This is a genomic window from Streptomyces sp. MAI_2237 (genome assembly GCF_054189285.1).
On sequence record NZ_JAJPGQ010000001.1, the window covers coordinates 163871 to 180700 of the forward strand.

Genomic DNA, 16830 nt, shown 5'->3' on the forward strand with positions numbered 1-16830 from the left:
ATCGCTGGAGGGAGTCACTCCTCGGGTAGCAGGGGCAGCCGGTGTCCGCGGGAGCACCGGCGGCGGAGGCGCGACGAAAACGCCTCCGCCAACAGATTAATCAAGACCGGGGTCTCTAGGGCAGATCCCTCGGCGAGCGGGCTTCGGCGAGGGCGCGCAGCGTGCGCGCGTCGGCGATGGCCCGGTCCCTGGCGATGCCGGGCTGGATGCCGAGGGCCGGCAGGCTGGTGCCGTCGCTGAGGTCGAGGAACACCCAGGGGTCGCCGGGGCGCAGGTTGACGTGCAGGATCTCGGGCCAGTCCAGGTGCCGCCGGGTGGCGATGTTGACCACGGTGACGCCGGTGTCGTCGGCGACCACCTTCACCCGGGCGAGCAGCGCCAGCACGCCGGCCATCAGGGCGCCGGTGAGGATGAAGCTGAGCCGCTCCCCCGGGCCGAGGCCCTCCAGCAGCAGGGCGACCGCGGTGATGACGACGAAGATCGCGACGCCGGCGGTGAGCAGGACCGCGCGGGTGCGGCCCGGCCGGAACGTGACGGGAAGGGTGGGCAGGTCGGACATCTCTCTGGGGCTCTCCGGGGCTTCCTACGACTGTCAGAGACGGCTGTCAGAGACGGCAGGCGTGGATGGCCGTGGTCAGGATGGCCCGGGCGCCGATGTCGTACAGGTCGTCCATGATCCGCTGGGCCTCCTTGGCCGGGACCATCGCGCGGACGGCGACCCAGCCCTCGTTGTGCAGCGGGGAGACGGTCGGGGACTCGAGGCCGGGGGTGAGGGCGACGGCCTTCTCCAGCTGCTCGACCCGGCAGTCGTAGTCCATCATCACGTACGTCCTGGCCACCAGGACACCCTGGAGCCGGCGCAGGAACTGCTGCACCTTGGGCTCCTCGCCGTCCGCGCCGGTGCGGCGGATGACGACGGCCTCGGACTTCATGATGGGCTCGCCGAAGACCTCCAGGCCGGCGTTGCGCAGCGAGGTGCCGGTCTCGACGACGTCGGCGATGACCTCGGCGACACCGAGTTCGATGGCGGTCTCCACGGCGCCGTCGAGGTGGACGACGGAGGCGTCGACGCCGTTCTCGGCCAGGTGGCCGGCGACGATGCCCTCGTAGGAGGTGGCGACGGTCTTGCCCTTGAGGTCCGCCAGGCCCGCCGCGGCGCCGGGCTTGGAGGCGAAGCGGAAGGTGGAGCGGGCGAAGCCGAGCGGCAGGATCTCCTCGGCGTCGGCGCCGGAGTCGACCAGCAGGTCGCGGCCGGTGATGCCGATGTCGAGCTGACCGGAGGAGACGTAGATCGCGATGTCGCGGGGGCGGAGGTAGAAGAACTCGACGTCGTTCGACGGGTCGACGGTCCGCAGTTCCTTGGACTCGCGGCGCTGCCGGTAGCCGGCCTCATGCAGCATCTCCGCCGCAGGTCCTGAGAGGGAACCCTTGTTGGGGACGGCGATGCGCAGCATGAGGTCGGCTTCCTTCGCGTGTGTTTCGGGTGGGAACGGTGGTGCGGCTTACAGGTGGGCGTAGACGTCGTCCAGGGAGATGCCGCGGGCGACCATCATCACCTGGACGTGGTAGAGCAGCTGCGAGATCTCCTCGGCGGCCGCCTCCTTGCCCTCGTACTCGGCGGCCATCCAGACCTCGGCGGCCTCCTCGACGACCTTCTTGCCGATGGCATGGACGCCCTTGCCGACCAGTTCAGCGGTGCGGGAGGTGGCGGGATCGCCGTGGGCGGCCTTGTGCTGGAGCTCGGTGAAGAGCGCCTCGAACGTCTTATTGGACATGGTGAGCGTCAGACTACGCCAAAGGGACGTTGGCTCAGTGCCACGGTTCAGATACTGAGCGGAGGGTGGCCGCGGTCGCCACCGCCGCCGTCACCGCCTCGTGCCCCTTGTCCTCGTTGGAGCCCTCGAGGCCGGCCCGGTCCAGGGCCTGCTCCTCGTTGTCACAGGTCAGCAGGCCGAAGCCGACCGGGACGCCGGTGTCGACGGAGACCTGGGTGAGGCCCTGGGTGACGCCCTGGCACACGTAGTCGAAGTGCGGGGTGCCGCCGCGGATGACGACACCGAGGGCGACGATCGCGTCGTAGCCGCGGCCCGCGAGGACCTTGGCGACCACTGGGAGCTCCCAGCTGCCGGGGACCCTGAGGAGGGTCGGCTCGTCGATGCCGAGGTCGTGCAGGGCGCGCAGGGCGCCGTCCACCAGGCCGTCCATCACCTTTTCGTGCCACTGCGCCGCGATGACGGCGACCCGCAGGTCTCCGACGTTGCGTACGGACAGCTCCGGTGCGCCCTTGCCGCTCACGTTCTTCTGTCTCCTCGGGGTGTTGTTACTGGTTGTTGCAGGTGGACGCCGGGACGGTGTCCAGCCAGGGCAGATCGTGTCCCATCCGGTCCCGCTTGGTGCGCAGGTAGCGGAGGTTGTGCTCGCTCGCCTGTACGGGCATCGGCTCGCGGTCGGTGACCTTGAGGCCGTGGCGGACGAGCGCGTCGGTCTTCTCGGGGTTGTTGGTCATCAGACGCAGGCTGTGGACGCCGAGGTCCTGGAGGATCTGGGCGCCGGCGCCGTAGTCCCGGGCGTCGGCGGGCAGGCCGAGCTCCAGGTTGGCGTCCAGCGTGTCGCGGCCGCGCTCCTGGAGTTCGTAGGCGCGCAGCTTGGACAGCAGGCCGATGCCGCGTCCCTCGTGGCCGCGCAGGTAGACCACCACGCCCCGGCCCTCTTCCTGGATGCGGTCCAGGGAGGCGTTCAGCTGGGGGCCGCAGTCGCAGCGCAGGGAGGCGAAGATGTCGCCGGTCAGGCACTCGGAGTGGACGCGGACCAGGACGTCCTCGCCGTCGCCGATCTCGCCGTGGACGAGGGCGACGTGCTCGACGCCGTCGACGGTGGAGCGGTAGCCGTAGGCCGTGAACTCGCCGTGTGCGGTGGGCAGCCGGGTCTCGGCCTCGCGTCGGACGGTGGGCTCGGCGCTGCGGCGGTAGGCGATCAGGTCCTCGATGGAGATGATCGTCAGGCCGTGCTTGCGGGCGAACGGGATCAGTTCGGGCAGGCGCAGCATGCGGCCGTCCTCGCCCGCGATCTCGACGATCGCGCCGGCCGGGCGGAGCCCCGCGAGCCGGGCGAGGTCGACGGCGGCCTCCGTGTGGCCGTTGCGCACGAGCACGCCGCCGGACCGGGCGCGCAGCGGGAAGATGTGGCCGGGGCGGACGAAGTCGCCCGGCTCGGCGTCGCCGCTCGCCAGGAGCCGCAGGGTGGTGGCGCGGTCGGCGGCGGAGATGCCGGTGGTCACGCCGTGCGCGCCGGAGGCGTCGACGGAGACGGTGAAGGCGGTCTTCATCGACTCGGTGTTGTCGTCGACCATCTGCGGCAGGTTCAGCCGGTCGAGTTCCTCGCTCTCCATGGGGGCGCAGATCAGGCCGCGGCACTCGCTCATCATGAAGGCGACGATCTCGGGGGTGATCTTCTCGGCGGCGATGACGAGGTCGCCCTCGTTCTCGCGGTCCTCGTCGTCGACGACCACGATGGGACGGCCGGCCGCGATGTCGGCGACGGCCTGCTCGATCGGGTCGAGGGACCAGTCCTCGATGCCGTCCGCGCTGTACAGGATCGGTGCCGTGCTCATGCCGGCGCTCCTTCCAGGACGGGCTGCGGCGTCCTGCGGGAGCGCAGCCACCAGTCGCGCATGCCCCACAGGACGAGTGCGCCGTAGATGACGTAGACGAAGCCGGAGAAGGCGTAGCCGTTGGCGAAGTTCAGGGGCACGCCCACGACGTCGACGAGGAGCCAGGCGATCCAGAACTCGACCATGCCGCGCGCCTGGGCGTACATGGCGACGACGGTGCCGACGAAGATGTAGGCGTCGGGCCAAGGGTCCCAGGACAGGCTCGGGTACGCCTTGAAGAGCAGGGCCACGGCGACCGTGCCGGCCGCGGCGGCGGCGACCATCGCGCCGCGCTCGCGCCAGGTGGCGAACCGCGGGTTGATGTGGCCGTCGGCGGAGCCGTCCTTGTCGCGGTTCCAGCGCCACCAGCCGTAGAGGGCGACCACCATGACGACGACCTGCTTGCCGGCGCTGCCGGCGAGGTGGCCGTAGAAGGCGACGAACAGCACCAGGCCGGAGAGGAACTGCACGGGCCAGGTCAGCAGGGAGCGGCGCCAGCCGAGGGCGAGGGTGATCAGGCCGAGGATGTTGCCGATCATGTCGGACCAGATGATGTGCTGGCCGAACATGACGAACGCCTGGGAGTTGAGCCAGTTCACTTGGCCGCCCCCTGACCGCTCGCGAGCAGGCGCTCGACGTACTTGGCGACGACGTCGACCTCGAGGTTGACGGGGTCGCCGGGCTGCTTGATGCCCAGGGTGGTCAGGGCGAGGGTGGTGGGGATGAGGCTGATCGTGAAGTAGTCGGGTCCGGCGTCGACGACGGTGAGGCTGATGCCGTCGACGGTGATGGAGCCCTTCTCCACGACGTAGCGCGAAAGGTCCGCCGGGAGCGAGATCTTGACGATCTCCCAGTTCTCGGAGGGCTTGCGCTCCAGGACCTCGCCCGTGCCGTCGACATGGCCCTGCACGATGTGCCCGCCGAGGCGTGCGCCGACGGCCGTGGGGCGTTCGAGGTTGACGCGGGAGCCGGCCGCGAGGGCGCCGAGGCTGGAGCGCTGGAGGGTCTCCGCCATGACGTCGGCGGTGAACTCGTCGTCCTCGTGGTCGACGACGGTGAGGCAGACGCCGTTGACGGCGATGGAGTCCCCGTGTTTCGCGCCTTCGGTGACGACGGGGCCGCGCACTCGGAAGCGACAGGCGTCGCCGAGGTTCTCGACCGCGGTGATCTCGCCCAGCTCTTCGACGATTCCGGTGAACACTTCCCGGGTCCTCCTGCCTCATGGGGGCACGGACTCCGGGGCTGTCGAAGACGACAGAGTACGAGCGAGGACACCGGGGGCGACGCCGGACAGACTCATCCACGTGGATGAGCGCATACGGCGGCGCGCACGAATGCCCGCCCGCCGCGCACTGCCTCCCATCCGGACTTTAACCGTCGGTCCAGGAATTCCACCTGGTCAACCGGCCGCTGGAAGCGACCGGGTCGCGGACTGTAACCGCCGGTTCGGAATTTCACCGACCCCGGAGTGCGCTGCTTCTGGTACAGGGCCAGTGTGCCACGCCCGATCGACGTCCATACGAGTGACGGGTGTGCGTTGCCTCACAGCCACCTTCACTGGCCTTCTCAACTGCCGTCCCCCTGATGGACCCTATGGTCTAGTCCTTTTTGGATCTCACAGACCGGTCCGGCGGCGGTGACGACGGCCCTTGCCCGCCGCCGGGCCTCCCGACGCCATGGTCGGCACGCTCTGGCAGGGTGATGCCATGAGCAGCGCGATCGCCGAGGAGTTCGAGCTCCACCGCCCCCGTCTGTTCGGGCTGGCCTACCGCATGCTGGGCTCGGCCGAGGAGGCCGAGGACACGGTCCAGGACGCCTATCTGCGCTTCAGCGGCGCCGATCGCGCGGGCATCGAGCATCCGGCGGCCTGGCTGGCCAAGGTCGTCACCAACCTCTGCCTCACGCGCCTGACATCGGCGCGGGCCCGGCGCGAGCGATATGTCGGGCCCTGGCTGCCGGAGCCCGTGGTCACCTCGGACGGCACGCTGGGCCCCCTGGAGTCGGCCGAGCAGCGGGAGGCCGTGTCGATGGCGCTGCTGGTCCTGCTGGAGCGGCTGACGCCGACGGAGCGGGCTGTGTACGTGCTGCGGGAGGCCTTCGGCTACGGCCACCGGGAGATCGCCGGGGTGCTGGAGGTGACCGAAGCCAACTGCCGTCAGCTGTACCGGCGGGCGGTGCGGCGGGTCGGCGAGGAGCGCTCGCGGTTCGAGCCGGTGCCCGAGCGGCAGGCGGAGCTCGTCGCCTCGTTCCTCGGAGCGGCCCGCGACGGGGATCTCGCCGGGCTGGAGAAGCTGCTCACGGCGGACGTGACCTGGTCGAGCGACGGCGGCGGCAAGATCAGCGCGGCCCGCCGGCCGGTCGAGGGGCGCGAGAAGGTCGCGCGGCTCGCGGTGGGCGGCGCCGAGCGGTTCGCGGCCGGGCTCCGGTACACGCCGGCCGAGATCAACGGCGAGTACGGGCTGGCGGCGTGGGCGGGCGACGTGCTGGCCGGCGTGGTCGCGTTCGAGGTGCGCGACGGTCTGATCGCCCATCTGCGGGTCGTGGTGAACCCGGACAAGCTGGACTTCGTACGGCGTCAGCTCGCGCGGCCGTAAGGGCGTGTCACATTTCGCCGGGGCCGCGCGGTCTCAGCTGACGTGGGGCGCTCCAGCGGGGAGCGCCCTCGTTCGAAGGGACTGACGGCATGACCACGATTCTGGTGACCGGCGGGACGGGGACCCTCGGCCGACTCGTCACCGAGCGGCTGCGCGCGGACGGCCACGAGGTGCGCGTGCTCAGCCGGCGCACCCCGCCGTACGCCGTCGATCTGCGCGAGGGCGGTGCCGGGCTGGACGCGGCGGTCGACGGCGTCGACACGATCGTGCACTGCGCCTCCACGCAGACCGGCGGAGACGAGAAGGCAGCGGCGCACCTGATCGCGGCGGCACGGCGGGCGGGCGTGCGCCATCTGGTCTACATCTCGATCGTCGGCGTCGACCGGGTGCCCTTCCCGTACTACCGGGCCAAACTCGCCGTCGAGAAGGCGGTCGAGGAGTCGGGGCTCGGCTGGACGGTGCTGCGCGCGACCCAGTTCCACGACCTGCCCGTGATGCTGTTCCGGACGCTGGCCAGGCTGCCGGTGCTGCTGCTGCCCGCGAGGGTGGCGGACCAGCCGATCGAGGTGGCCGAAGTGGCGTACCGGCTGGCCGAGTTGGCGCAGGGCGAGCCCGCCGGGCGGGTCGAGGACATGGGCGGTCCGCAGATCCGCACCCTGGAGTCGCTGGCCCGCTCCTACCTCAAGGCGACCGGGCGCCGTCGCGCCGTGCTCCAGGTCCCCCTGTTCGGCAAGGCGTACCGCGCCTTCCGCGAGGGCGGCCACCTGACCTCGCAACACGCGGTCGGCAAGGGGACGTTCGAGGACTACCTGGCGCGGCTGCAGGAGTAGACCGGCGCCCCGGTCACCGCTCCGCCGGCGCGAACAGGTCGTCCTGGGCCCGGTCCCGGGCGGTGAGCAGGGCGCCGCGCAGTACGGCGCCACCGCCCAGGGCGCTCGGCCGGACCTCGGTGACCAGGGGCGACATCCGCCGCACGCGTTCCTCCACCCGTGCGGCGAGTTCCTGGCCGCCGGCCTGGCCCACCTCACCGCCCAGCACGACACACCCCGGATCGAGGATCGCCACGACGGAGGCCACCCCCACGGCGAGCCGGTCGGCGAGGTCGTCGAGAAAACGACCCGCCCCGCTCGGCGCCCGCTCCCGCGCCGCCTCCTGTTCGACCGCCGCTCTGACCAGCGCCGCGGCCGACGGCTCCTCCCCCGTCGTCGTCGCGTTCACGCCGTGCCGGCGGGCCAGTTCCGTGATGGCCGCCGAGCCGGCCAGGGAGTGGAAGCCGCCGTCGCAGTCCGTCGCGGACGGCAGTGCGGTGGTGCCGGGGACCGGCAGGAAGCCGATCTCCCCGGTGCCGCCGGAGGCCCCCCGGCGCAGCGCGCCGTCCAGCACGACCGCCGCGCCCGTGCCGTAGCTCAGCCAGAGCAGGACGAACGTGTCGCGGTCGCGGGCCGTGCCGTCGCGCTGTTCGGCGAGGGCCGCGAGGTTGGCCTCGTTGTCGATGCTCACGTGGGCCTCGGGGAACCGGTCCTGGAGGGCGGCGACCAGGCGGCGGTGCCAGGCGGGCAGCCCCGAGGAGTCGCGGAGTTCGCCGGTGGCCGGGTCGATGAGGCCGGGTGCGCCGATGCCCACGGTGTGCAGGCTCCCCCAGCCGCGCACCTCCGCGTGCGGCGGCGCACCGCTCGCCTCGGCCTCCTTCGCGACGCGCTCGACCAGCGCCACCGCCTGCTCCACCACCGGGCCCGTGCCGGTCTCCGCGCCGATCGGCACCGACGCCTCGGCCAGCACCCGCCCCACCAGGTCGGCGACGACCACCGTGACGCCGTCGGTGCGCACGTCCAGCGCGGCCAGTCGGGCGCGGTCGGCCACGATCCCGTACAGCTTGGCGTTCGGTCCGCGACGCTGCTCCCCCGCCTCCCCGACCACCTCGATGAGACCGGCCTCGGTCAGTCGCTCCACGAGGTCGGCGACCGTCGGCCGGGACAGTCCGGTGAGCTGTTTCAACTGCCCCGCCGTCAACGGGCCTTCCTGCTGCAGCAGACGCAGGGCGAGCCGGTCGTTGATGGCCCGGGCGGTGCTGGGGGATGCGGGCATGCCGGGGATCCTTCCAGATCGGCGGGGCCGCGAGGGTGGGGCTCGGGACCCCGCTCGGCCAGTAATCCTCTATCTATCAGGAAGGGACCCTGATAGTTTACGCGGCGCGAGTGAGGTCCGGGAAGAAACGGGAGGGGACGGAGAATGAGCGACGTGGCAGAGGACCTGCGTGAGGTGAGGCGCTCCCGGTACGCCGTGGCCGCGGTGTTCGCCGTGCACGGCGCCGTCACCGGCTCGTTCGCGACCCGGGTGCCGTGGGTCCAGGAGCACGCGCATCTCAGCGCGGGCGAACTGGGCTTCGCGCTCGCCTTCACCGCGTTCGGCGCCTCCTGCTCGATGCCGCTGGCCGGCCGGATCAGCCACCGCTTCGGCAGCCGTAACGCCCTGCGCGGGCTGATCGCCCTGTGGACGCTCTCCCTCGTCCTGCCGTCCGTCGCGCCGAACATGCTCACCCTGTGCCTGGCGATGTTCGTCTACGGCGCGAGCGCGGGCATGGCGGACGTGGCCATGAACGCGCTGGGCGTGGAGATCGAGCACCGGCTGAACAAGTCGATCATGTCCGGGCTGCACGGCATGTGGAGCGCGGGCGCCCTGATCGGCTCGGCGGGCGGCACGCTCGCCGCGCACCTGGGGGCGGACGCGCGGCTGCACTTCGCACTGGCGGCGGCGATCCTCACCTTCCTCGGCGTACTGGCCTGCTCCTGGGTGCTCGACCTGCAGCCCGCCGAGGACGAGGAGCCGCCGCCGCGGTTCGCGCTGCCGCCGAAGTCCGCGCTGCTGATCGGCGCGGTCGGGTTCTGTGCGGTGTTCGCCGAGGGCGCCAGCCTCGACTGGTCGGCGGTCTTCCTGCGCGACCAGCTGGAGACCTCGGCCGGCCTGGCGGCCGCGTGCACGACCGGGTTCATGCTGACCATGGCGGCGGCCCGGCTGGTGGGCGACGCGGTGGTCGACCGGCTCGGCGCGGTCCGTACGGTCCGGGCGGGCGGGGCGTTCGCGGTGCTCGGCGGCGTGCTGATCGTCCTGGCCGGTCATCCGGCGGTGGCGATGACGGGCTTCGCGCTGCTGGGTCTGGGCATCGCCCTCGTCGTACCGCTGTGCTTCGCGGCGGCCGGGCACAGCGGACCGAACCCGAGCCAGGCCATCGCGGGTGTCGCCACCATCACCTACACCTCCGGCCTGATCGCGCCCAGTCTGATCGGCGGGGTGGCCCAGGCGACGAGCCTGGTGGTGTCCTTCGTGCTGGTGACCGTCCTGGCCTCGGGGCTCGCCGTCTTCGCGGGCGTCCTGCGCACGGGCGAGCGCGGGGTGCGTGCCGGGGTCAGTCCGCAGGCCGCAGCAGTGCCCGACCCGCGGCCCTGAAGGTCTCGCTCCACGGCGCGGGACGCATCGTGGCCGCGTCCAGCCGGACCAGGACCCGGGTGCCCCGCGCGTAGGTCGCGGTCCCGTCGGCCGAGCAGAACCGGAAGCCGTAGGTCAGGCCAGTGTTGCCGAGCCGTTCCAGCCACAGGTGGACGGCGTACTCGCCGGGCCGGGTCACCGGCGCCTCGTAGCTGACGGTCAGCTCCTTGACCGCGTTGCAGGCGTCTCCGGCCGCTGCCCAGTCCCCCTCGAAGTGGATGCCGTGCTCCTGCCACAGCTCGGTCCATGCCTGCTCGACCTTCAGCGGGTAGCGGGCGTTGTGCAGCAGTCCGAGCGCGTCAAGATCGTCGAAGTGGACGGTGACGGGGATCAGCCGGCCGTACGACAGGGCGGGGGCGATCGGGGCTTCGGCGGTCACGGGTGGGACTCCTGAACGTCAAGGGTGAAGCGGTGGGGTCACTCCATCCTAAGCGGACGCTCAGGAGTCCCGGTCGGGAAGGGCCTGGTCAGCCCGCGATCGAGTCCAGCTGGTGGCACCAGGCCGGCGCGAGGTCGTAGGTCGAGTCGAAGACCTTCTCGGCGTCCTGGCGGTCGGTGCCGGAGTCGACCTCGGGATTGCGCTGTCCGTCCTTCTGGACCTACGGGCAGCCCCAGGGGTTGTCGTCGGTGGGGGTGGTGGGCCACCAGTAGGGGGCCTGGCTGAGGTAGTCGTGGGGGTCGCCGCCGGGGGCGGGCCGGGGTTTGTCGACGACCGTCCAGGGGCCCTGGTGCAGCCAGTCGTCGGCGCGGGAGGTCAACGCCGCCAGTTCTCGGCGGAGTTGCCGGTCGCCGTGGTCGAGGAGGGCTTTCGTCCGCTGGAGTCGGGCGCCGTCGAGGACGACGGTCTCGGGCGTCCTGGGGCTCGCGTGCGCGGAGGGGGCCAGGGCGGCCGCAAGGGTCACCACCGTCGCGAACAGCACGGCCGTGCGGGATCTTCCACTCATCCGGACTCCCATCCAACGAGGAGTGGTCAGAAACTTGAACGTTGTTCACGAGGAGGACCGTGCGAGCGTAGGAGCCCGAGGTACCCGTGACAATGGTCCGGACAAGACTTCAGGTACGAAGAAAGCGAACCCTCACCATGGACCTCGGCGTGCGCTGGAAACTGCACGGAGACGGGCGGTCGCCCGCGCCCGGAGCGGTGGTACGCCCCGACGAACGGCTCTCCTGGCCCCGCACGGTCGGCCTCGGCGCCCAGCACGTCGTCGCGATGTTCGGCGCGTCCTTCGTGGCGCCGGTGCTGATGGGCCTGGACCCCAACCTGGCGATCATGATGTCGGGCGTGGCCACCGTGATCTTCCTGCTGGCCACGCGCGGCCGGGTGCCGAGCTACCTGGGCTGCTCGCTGTCGTTCGTCGGCGTGGCGGCCGTGATCCGCGCGCAGGGCGGCACGAGCGCCACCGTCACCGGCGCGGTCCTCGTCGTCGGCTTCGCGCTCTTCCTGGTCGGTCTCGCCGTGCAGCGCTTCGGCGCGCGGATCATCCACGCCGCGATGCCGCCGGTCGTCACCGGCGCGGTGGTGATGCTGATCGGCTTCAACCTGGCGCCCGTGACGGCCTCCACCTACTGGCCGCAGGACCAGTGGACGGCGCTGCTGGTCATGGTCTTCACCGCTCTGGCGGTCGTCGGTCTGCGCGGCTTCTGGTCACGGATCGCGATCTTCCTGGGGCTGGTCTTCGGGTACGGCATCTCGTGGGTCTTCGACCGGGTCTTCGGCCGCATCCACTCGGCAGACGCGAGCGGCAAGGTCACCGACCACTGGCGGCTGGACCTCTCCGGCGTCGGCAAGGCGGACTGGATCGGCCTGCCCTCCTTCCACGGGCCGACCTTCCAGTGGTCGGCCGTCCTCGTCGCACTCCCCGTCGTCATCGCCCTGGTCGCGGAGAACGCCGGCCACGTCAAGGCGGTCGGCGAGATGACCGGCGACCCGCTCGACGACAGGCTCGGCACGGCGATCTCGGCCGACGGCGTCGGCTCCATGCTGTCCACCGCGCTCGGCGGCCCGCCCAACACCACGTACTCCGAGAACATCGGCGTGATGGCCGCGACCCGCGTCTACTCCACCGCCGCCTACTGGGCCGCCGCCGGCTTCGCCCTGCTGTTCGGCCTGTGCCCGAAGTTCGGCGCGGTCGTCGCCGCCATCCCGGGCGGCGTCCTCGGTGGCATCACCGTCATCCTGTACGGCATGATCGGCCTGCTCGGCGCGCAGATCTGGACCAACGCCCGGGTGGACCTACGCAATCCGCTCAACCTGGTCCCGGCCGCCGCGGGCATCATCATCGGCGTCGGCGACGTCACCATGAAGTTCTCCGACCACTTCTCCCTCAGCGGCATCGCGCTGGGGACGATCGTCGTCATCACCGGCTACCACGCGCTGCGTGCCGTGGCCCCCGCCCACCTCAAGCGGCAGGAGCCGCTGCTCGACGAGGGCACCTCCTCCTACGACGAGGCCAAGGCGTAGGCGTACGACGGGCTGAACGTCCCCGGCGCCCCCTTGCACCCGTCCGACTCCCCCGGCAGCTTCACCCACAGGTAGGCGTCGATCCGCGCCTGCCCGGTGCGCAGCGTCGGCGCCTGCCCGAGTCTGCGGCCGGCCGGATCGCACCAGGAGCCGTCGGCCGGGGCGCCGTTGCCGTTGCGGCTGGTGTCGATGACGGCGCCGAGGCGCGCGGGGCCGCCGAGGGCGTCCAGGACCCGGCGGTCGTAGTTGATCTCGTCCGAGGTCGGACGGAAGTTGGAGACGTTGCTGAAGATCCCGTCGGAGGAGGCCGGCGATGCGGCGCCCGCCTGCCGGAGCAGGGCCGCCTGCGCCTCGGCGGGGTGCCAGCCCGAGTGGCCGGCGTCGTAGTAGACCCGGGCCTCGGGGTCGGCGGACTTCAGGACGCGGCCGGCGCGGGCCAGCGACGCGAGGCGCGCGGCACGCCGGTCGGCGGACAGGCAGCCGGCCTGGGCGAGGGAGTCGGGCTCCAGCACGACGACGACCTCGCCGGAGCCGAGGCCCGAGGCGAACGCGTCGATCCAGCCGTCGTAGGCGGCGAGATCCGGCACCCCGCCCCGGGAGGCCCCGCCGCAGTCGCGGTCCGGGACCGCGTACGCCACGAGCACCGGCACCCGGCGCTGCGCGGCGGCGCCCGAGGTGACCGCGCGGACCTGGGAGGCGATGGCCGACGGCGAGGGGTCGGTGAACCACACCGCGGCGGGCCGGTCGGCGATCCGGGAGGCGATGACCGGCGTACGCGGGTCGGCCGGGTGGGCGCGGACCCAGTCGAGGACGTGGGAGTCGGGATGGCGGTAGAGAGGGGCGGAGACGGCCGGGGAACGCTGCTTCTTCTTGGACGCCGTGGGCGCGGAGGCGGTCCGGCCCGGTGAGGACACGGGCGAGGTCGGGGTCGGCGAGGGGGACGGGGTGGCGGCGGACGGGGAGGGTGCCGCCGTCCGCCGGTCGAGGTGCGGCGAAACGGTCGCCGCGGGCTGGGCGGCCTCGGCGCCGCGGCCGTCGTCGAGGGCGGAGATCGCTCCGGTCACCGTCGCCACGGCGACCACCGCCGAGGCCGCCGCGACCATCGCGGCGCGCCGGGCGCGGGCGCGCCGGGCCCGGCGGGCGGCCAGACGCTGCGCGCGTAAGCCTGACACCGCGTCGCTCCCCCTCCCCCACGGCGGGGCGTTCCCCCGTTTCGGGGAAGCCTCGGGCCCGCCGCCACTGCGGTCAGCGTAGGCCTGGGACCCTTCCCCCATGCCGCAACTGCAACAGTTCGACCCGACCGTGGACGCGGTGGTCTCGCGTATGCGCGCCCTCGACGCGGCCCTGCCGGAGCGGGACGGGATCGCGGTGTTCAACCGTGTCTACCTCGCCGTCACCGAGGCCGTCGACCGCCGGATCGACGCCGGCCGCTTCCCGGACGCCCGGGCGGCGATCACCCTGGACGTGCGGTTCGCGGAGCACTATCTCGCCGCCGTCGACACGGTGTCCGACGGGCGGCGTCCGCCCGCCTGCTGGCGGCCCCTGTTCCAGTTCCGCCGGCATCCCGGGGTACGTCCGCTGCAGTTCGCGCTGGCGGGCATCAACGCGCACATCGGGCACGACCTGGCGCTCGCCGTGGTGGACAGCTGTCGTAGCCTGCGCTGCGAACCGGCCGATCTGGAGGACGAGTTCGACCGCGTGGGCGACCTCCTCGTCTCGCTGGAGGAGCGCATCCGCGAAGAGCTGATGCCGGGCCCCGACCTCCTCCAGGTCGCCGACCCGCTCACTCATCTGCTGGGGTCGTGGAGCCTGGAGCGGGCCCGGGAGGCCACCTGGACGGCCGCGCGGGCCCTGTGGGCACTGCGCCGGCTGCCCGACGTGGCCGAGGAGTTCACCGAACGGCTGGATACGGCCGTCGGCTTCGCGGGCCGCATGTTGCTGACGCCGCTCCCCGATTAAGTTGACCGTTGTACCGACGCAAAGGAGCGTACGCATGGGCATCCGGCTGGGACTGAGCGTTCCCCAAGCGCGGCAGTACGACATCGGACGGGACGTGCCCGACGTGGCCCGCGCCGCCGAACGGATCGGTTACGAGAGCCTGTGGGTCTACGAGCGGGCCCTGTTCCCCGAGCCGGCGACCCAGGGCCTGTACGGCATCGAGGGGCTGGCGTGGCCCGACATGTACCGCGGAGTGCCCGACCCCCTGGTGACGCTGACCCTGGCGGCCGCGTCGACCGAGCGGGCCCGGCTCGGCACGAGCATCCTGGTCGCGCCGCTGCACAACCCCTTCCAGCTGGCCAAGTCCCTCGCGACGCTCGACGCGGCGAGCGGCGGCCGGGTGCTGGCGGGCCTCGGCACGGGCTGGTCCCTCGACGAGTACGCCGCAGCCGGCGTGGCGCCGTTCGAGGAGCGGGGCCGGGTCCTGGACGAGATCATCGGCGTCTGCCGGGCGGTGTGGGGCCCGGACCCGGTGACGTACGAGGGCCGGATCACGAAGATCGCCTCCGCCGTGGTGGCGCCCAAGCCCGCCCGGCCGATCCCCATCCTGCTGCCCACCAACAGCAAGAAGGCGATGACCCGGCTCGTCGACCGCGCCGACGGCTGGATGCCCATCGCCATGGGCGTCGAGCAACTGGCCGCGCAGTGGCGGCAGTTGCGGGACCTGGCGGCCGAGCGCGGCCGCACCGAGCCGATCGAGACGGTGGTGCGGATCAACGCCCGGCACTCCCCGAAGGCGTACGACGGCGCGGACCGCTCCCCCTTCCAGGGCAGCACCGCGCAGATCGTCGAGGACCTCGCGGCCCACGTCGACGGCACCGGCCTCGACGCGTTCTTCTTCGAACTCCAGGGCAGCGCCCGGGACGCCGAGGAGCTCAAGGACGTGGCCGCCGAGATCCACGAAGCGGTCCGCGCGGCCGGGATCTGACGCCGGCTGCCGCTAGTCCTCGGGCAGTTCGACCGGGGCGATCTCGTCGTAGAGGTCGCCCGGGCCCGGGTTGGACGGGTCGGTCGAGCCGCCGAGGTGATGCATGACGCCCCAGACCGCGTTCAGCGCGGTCTGGACGGCGCCCTCGGCCCAGCCGGCCGTCCAGGAGATGTCGTCGCCGGCGAGGAAGATGCCCCGCTTCTCCTCGGGCAGCCGGTCCTGCATGAAGTGCGTGAACAGGCGCCGCTGATAGCGGTAGTGGCCGGGCAGGTTGGCCTTGAACGCGCCCATGAAGTACGGCTCGTTCTCCCAGGAGACGGTCACCGGGTTGCCGATGATGTGCTTCCTGATGTCGACCTTGGGATAGATCTCACCGAGCGACTTCAGCATGACCTCCATCCGCTCGTTCGCGGACAGCGGCAGCCACTTCAGGCTGTCGTCGCACCAGGTGTACGACAGACAGATCACGGCCGGCTTGTCCGGACCGTCGTCCAGCAGGTAGGTACCGCGCGTCATGCGGTCGGTGAGGGTCATCGACATGACGTCCCGGCCGGTCTCCTCGTCCTTGTCCAGCCAGAACGGCCGGTCGACGGGCACGAAGAGCTTGCTGGACTCCATGTAGTGGGTGCGCTCGACGGCGGTCCAGTGGTCGATCGGGAAGAGCGAGTCGTCGCAGGCGATCTTCGACAGCAGCATCCAGGACTGGGCGGTGAAGACGGCCGCCTTGTAGGTGCGGATGTCGCCGGCCGCGTCGGTGACGGTGATCCGGTTGCCGGCCGCGCGATGCAGGCGGGTGACGGCCGGGCGGGGCTCGCCGTTCACGTGCAGGGTCGCCAGCGAGGTGCCCTGGGCCCAGTGGACGATCTTGCCGGGCGCGCGGTCCCACAGCCTCAGCGGCAGCTGCTGGGAGCCGCCGACGATCCCGCGGTGGTGGTCGTCGGCCTCGGTGTAGACGACCCGCAGGATCTCCAGGATGGAGTTGGGGAAGTCGGTGTCCCAGCCGCCGGTGCCGAAGCCGACCTGGCCGAAGATCTCGCGGTGCCGGAAGGACTTGAAGGCCTCGGAGTCGCAGAGGAAGCCGTAGAAGGTCTGGTTGTCGAGCTTCTCGACGAGCCGGCCCCAGATCTCGCGGATGCGCGGCACGTCCCGCTCGCGCAGCGCGCGGTTCATGTCGGAGAAGTCGGCGCCCTCTTCGAGGCACTTGTTCCAGGCGTCGGCGACATCGCGGTAGACCTGCGGCAGGTCGTCGATCGTCTCGGCGTAGTGCGACTCGCCCTTGAGGTCGACGACCGTCGAAGGGGTCACCTCGGCAAGGGGGTTGGGGAAGGGCCGGGTCTCCAGGTCGACGAGGTCGATGTAGTGCTGGAGGGCGGTGGAGGAGGGCGGGAAGCGCATCGCGCCCATCTCGGCGGTCAGGCCCTCGGTGCTGGGGCCGTCGAAGCCGACGGTGCGCAGCCGGCCGCCGATCTGATCGGCCTCGTAGACGACCGGCTTCAGGCCCATCTTCATCAGCTCGTACGCGGCCACGATGCCGGAGAGCCCGCCGCCGATCACCGCGATCTCGGTGCCGTGCTCGGTCGCCGGTATCTGGCCGAGGCCCGCCGGGTGGGCGAGGAAGTCGTCGTAGGCGTAGGGGAAGTCCGGACCGAACATGGTGATCGGCGGCAGCTGCTGCTCGTCCGCATGCTCGACGGCGTTGGGCACGGTGGACGTCATG

Annotated in this window: 17 protein-coding genes, 1 pseudogene and 1 riboswitch; of the genes and pseudogenes, 6 read left to right on the forward strand and 12 right to left on the reverse strand. The window is 71.8% G+C overall.

The window, feature by feature from the left end; all coding sequences use genetic code 11:
• Positions 1-115: 115 nt before the first annotated feature.
• From LN251_RS00745 to LN251_RS00775, 7 genes are read right to left on the reverse strand one after another with little or no spacing between them, the layout of a single operon-like run.
• Complete coding sequence (locus tag LN251_RS00745) at positions 116-559, reverse strand: PH domain-containing protein (RefSeq protein ID WP_458242637.1); 444 nt, start codon at positions 557-559, stop codon at positions 116-118.
• Positions 560-605: 46 nt separating this feature from the next.
• Complete coding sequence (gene hisG / locus LN251_RS00750) at positions 606-1454, reverse strand: ATP phosphoribosyltransferase (protein WP_458242638.1); 849 nt, start codon at positions 1452-1454, stop codon at positions 606-608.
• A gap of 48 nt (positions 1455-1502) precedes the next feature.
• On the reverse strand, positions 1503-1775 hold the full coding sequence (locus LN251_RS00755) for a phosphoribosyl-ATP diphosphatase (RefSeq protein ID WP_458242639.1): 273 nt from the start codon (positions 1773-1775) through the stop codon (positions 1503-1505).
• A gap of 34 nt (positions 1776-1809) precedes the next feature.
• Complete coding sequence (gene ribH / locus LN251_RS00760) at positions 1810-2295, reverse strand: 6,7-dimethyl-8-ribityllumazine synthase (protein ID WP_058926549.1); 486 nt, start codon at positions 2293-2295, stop codon at positions 1810-1812.
• A 25-nt stretch (positions 2296-2320) separates the two neighbouring features.
• Positions 2321-3610 (reverse strand): bifunctional 3,4-dihydroxy-2-butanone-4-phosphate synthase/GTP cyclohydrolase II, encoded by a 1290-nt coding sequence (locus LN251_RS00765; RefSeq protein ID WP_458242640.1) that lies wholly within the window; start codon positions 3608-3610, stop codon positions 2321-2323.
• Positions 3607-4248: a nicotinamide mononucleotide transporter family protein gene (locus tag LN251_RS00770; RefSeq protein WP_383673025.1), complete on the reverse strand. Its 642-nt coding sequence runs from the start codon at positions 4246-4248 to the stop codon at positions 3607-3609. Before LN251_RS00770 ends, LN251_RS00765 begins: the two co-directional genes overlap by 4 nt.
• Positions 4245-4850, reverse strand: a complete 606-nt coding sequence (locus LN251_RS00775; protein ID WP_058926546.1) for a riboflavin synthase — start codon at positions 4848-4850, stop codon at positions 4245-4247. The genes LN251_RS00770 and LN251_RS00775 overlap by 4 nt, the downstream gene beginning before the upstream one ends.
• A gap of 144 nt (positions 4851-4994) precedes the next feature.
• A riboswitch (FMN riboswitch) is annotated at positions 4995-5125 on the reverse strand.
• A gap of 230 nt (positions 5126-5355) precedes the next feature.
• Here LN251_RS00775 and LN251_RS00780 point away from each other — a divergent pair.
• Both LN251_RS00780 and LN251_RS00785 read left to right on the forward strand, forming a co-directional pair.
• Positions 5356-6243 carry an RNA polymerase sigma-70 factor gene (locus tag LN251_RS00780; RefSeq protein ID WP_458242641.1) on the forward strand — a complete coding sequence of 296 codons (888 nt, stop codon included), beginning with the start codon at positions 5356-5358 and terminating at the stop codon, positions 6241-6243.
• A gap of 89 nt (positions 6244-6332) precedes the next feature.
• Positions 6333-7073 (forward strand): SDR family oxidoreductase, encoded by a 741-nt coding sequence (locus LN251_RS00785; RefSeq protein ID WP_458242642.1) that lies wholly within the window; start codon positions 6333-6335, stop codon positions 7071-7073.
• A gap of 13 nt (positions 7074-7086) precedes the next feature.
• Here the strand turns inward: LN251_RS00785 and LN251_RS00790 are convergent, their stop codons facing one another.
• A complete protein-coding gene (locus LN251_RS00790; protein ID WP_458242643.1) occupies positions 7087-8328 on the reverse strand; it encodes an ROK family transcriptional regulator in 1242 nt (413 codons plus the stop codon).
• A 144-nt stretch (positions 8329-8472) separates the two neighbouring features.
• On the opposite strand from LN251_RS00790, the gene LN251_RS00795 reads away from it, so the two are divergent.
• Positions 8473-9687 (forward strand): MFS transporter, encoded by a 1215-nt coding sequence (locus LN251_RS00795; RefSeq protein WP_458242644.1) that lies wholly within the window; start codon positions 8473-8475, stop codon positions 9685-9687.
• On the opposite strand, the gene LN251_RS00800 is transcribed toward LN251_RS00795, so the two are convergent.
• Complete coding sequence (locus tag LN251_RS00800; RefSeq protein WP_058926541.1) at positions 9647-10105, reverse strand: acyl-CoA thioesterase; 459 nt, start codon at positions 10103-10105, stop codon at positions 9647-9649. The genes LN251_RS00795 and LN251_RS00800 overlap by 41 nt on opposite strands.
• Before the next feature lie 118 nt (positions 10106-10223).
• Positions 10224-10670: pseudogene (locus LN251_RS00805) on the reverse strand (alginate lyase family protein); the annotation flags it as partial.
• 137 nt (positions 10671-10807) lie between these two features.
• Here LN251_RS00805 and LN251_RS00810 point away from each other — a divergent pair.
• On the forward strand, positions 10808-12187 hold the full coding sequence (locus LN251_RS00810; protein WP_458242645.1) for a uracil-xanthine permease family protein: 1380 nt from the start codon (positions 10808-10810) through the stop codon (positions 12185-12187).
• Here the strand turns inward: LN251_RS00810 and LN251_RS00815 are convergent.
• Complete coding sequence (locus LN251_RS00815) at positions 12166-13290, reverse strand: glycoside hydrolase family 6 protein (protein WP_458243238.1); 1125 nt, start codon at positions 13288-13290, stop codon at positions 12166-12168. The genes LN251_RS00810 and LN251_RS00815 overlap by 22 nt on opposite strands.
• A gap of 169 nt (positions 13291-13459) precedes the next feature.
• Between LN251_RS00815 and LN251_RS00820 the strand changes: the two genes are divergently transcribed.
• Together LN251_RS00820 and LN251_RS00825 are read left to right on the forward strand one after the other, a co-directional pair.
• A complete protein-coding gene (locus tag LN251_RS00820) occupies positions 13460-14146 on the forward strand; it encodes a DUF5995 family protein (protein ID WP_458242646.1) in 687 nt (228 codons plus the stop codon).
• A 34-nt stretch (positions 14147-14180) separates the two neighbouring features.
• Complete coding sequence (locus LN251_RS00825) at positions 14181-15113, forward strand: LLM class F420-dependent oxidoreductase (protein WP_458242647.1); 933 nt, start codon at positions 14181-14183, stop codon at positions 15111-15113.
• A gap of 12 nt (positions 15114-15125) precedes the next feature.
• Here LN251_RS00825 and LN251_RS00830 read toward each other — a convergent pair whose 3' ends face one another.
• Positions 15126-16829: a flavin monoamine oxidase family protein gene (locus LN251_RS00830; RefSeq protein ID WP_458242648.1), complete on the reverse strand. Its 1704-nt coding sequence runs from the start codon at positions 16827-16829 to the stop codon at positions 15126-15128.
• Position 16830 lies beyond the last annotated feature (1 nt).